Source organism: Candidatus Termitispirillum reticulitermitis, assembly GCF_054655775.1.
Window position 1 is genome coordinate 1 of record NZ_BAAIHG010000134.1, and the last position, 1,646, is coordinate 1,646.

General features: G+C 42.0%; 1 protein-coding gene. It reads right to left on the reverse strand.

Features of this window, described 5'->3' with window-relative positions; translation table 11 throughout:
- Nucleotides 1-43 precede the first annotated feature (43 nt).
- Nucleotides 44-1,486: an ExeA family protein gene (locus AC1MDJ_RS07750; protein ID WP_479690348.1), complete on the reverse strand. Its 1,443-nt coding sequence runs from the start codon at nt 1,484-1,486 to the stop codon at nt 44-46.
- Nucleotides 1,487-1,646 lie beyond the last annotated feature (160 nt).

The following is a 1,646-nucleotide window of genomic DNA, read 5'->3' on the forward strand; positions in this document are numbered from 1 at the left end:
GGCACATCTTACACTAAATCATCAATATATACAAGAAAATTGCTCACCCTGCAATAAAATAAAAACCTTCATCATCACAACTGGCTTTAACACCAGAATTTAACACCCCTTTCAGTTCGTCCCCATTTGCCAAATCAAGCCTGCTATAGGCAATCCCCATCATTACACTCCTGTCATGCAAGATGAGTTCGCTATTATTACCTATATGTAACTGCCCCGCAGCTGGCGCAACACCTATACTGCCAGCTTTATGGATGGCATACTCTGCAGGCAAATACGCCGTCTGTGCAATGCTGGCTGCTGTGCCATATAGCGTAGCAAAGCGAACACCCTTAGTAGCACATAGCCTAGCAAACTCTAATGATAACCCTTTATCAGGTGCACCGCTGGTAGTATATGCGAGCAACGTTAAGGTGGACTGCAGCCAGCTACCATCAAAATTTAGCTCGGAAAGTCGTCTATATATATTCCTATCCCCGCAAAATATAGTCGCTCCGCACTGCCTAACAGCCTGCACAATTTTGGGAGCAACTGGAGCAACCGGAGCTACCATAGCGAGCCGTTCAATACGCCTATAACCAAACACGCCCGCAACCGATATAGCTACAATTAAAAATGTTACAATAATAGCAGGCACAACGCGACTGTAGGTGAACAGCGAATTAGATTTACCTATAATATTCATACTTTTGATAGCACTGGTTATATAGTCATTTTTAATAGTTTTAGAATTATTCATATGGGCAACTAGCAAGACGCGCTCCATTAACACATTGATTCGCCATGTGTTGCCACCTGTAGAATAGCATATCTTTTTAGCCTGAGTTTTTGATATCGCCAGATGCTTGCCTCCCGCAGCTTCCAGTGTATAATTTACATACGATAGCACGTCATCAGGGGTGAACGCTTTAAGTGTTGATTTAAGCAGTATTTTCTGCTTCAATGCATCCAGTTGCGAGCTACTGCTCAGCTTATTCACTAGACTAGGCTGCCCCACAAGAACTATCTTTAAGAGCTTTTTCATATTCGTTTCTATATTTGATATGATTCTTACCACTTCTAATGTAGCACTTGGCACGTTTTGCGCCTCGTCAATAATGATTAACACCTTCTTTCCACGCTTATACTGCTCCAGCAAGAAGTCGCACAAACGCTCATATAAAGCGTTGTCAGACATATTGCTGTCAACGGACACGTTAAAGCATTCTAACACCGTCCTAAAAAAATTATCAGGCTGCAAATATGGAAACATAATATATGCATGAACTACATCCTGCGACAGTTCGCCTATAAACTTGCGCAACACAATGCTCTTGCCTGCGCCGGGTTCGCCCATCAGCAACGCAAACTCATCGTCAGACATGAGTAGGTAGGTAAGCATAGTAAGTGCTTCCTGATGAGTTTTAGACGGAAAGTAAAAATCCGTGTCGGAAACACGCTTAAAGGGACTCTCAATAAATTCAAAAAAATCGTTATATGATTCCATTACTCTCCCTACATAGGCACTAGACACACGGTTGGCACATCTTACACTAAATCATCAATATATACAAGAAAATTGCTCACCCTGCAATAAAATAAAAACCTTCATCATCACAACTGGCTTTAACACCAGAATTTAACACCCCTTTCAGTTCGTCCCCATT

Bases quoted from the DNA above. Each gene is read 5' to 3' on its own strand.
- AC1MDJ_RS07750 (WP_479690348.1), bottom strand. From the start codon at position 1,486: ATGGAATCATATAACGATTTTTTTGAATTTATTGAGAGTCCCTTTAAG.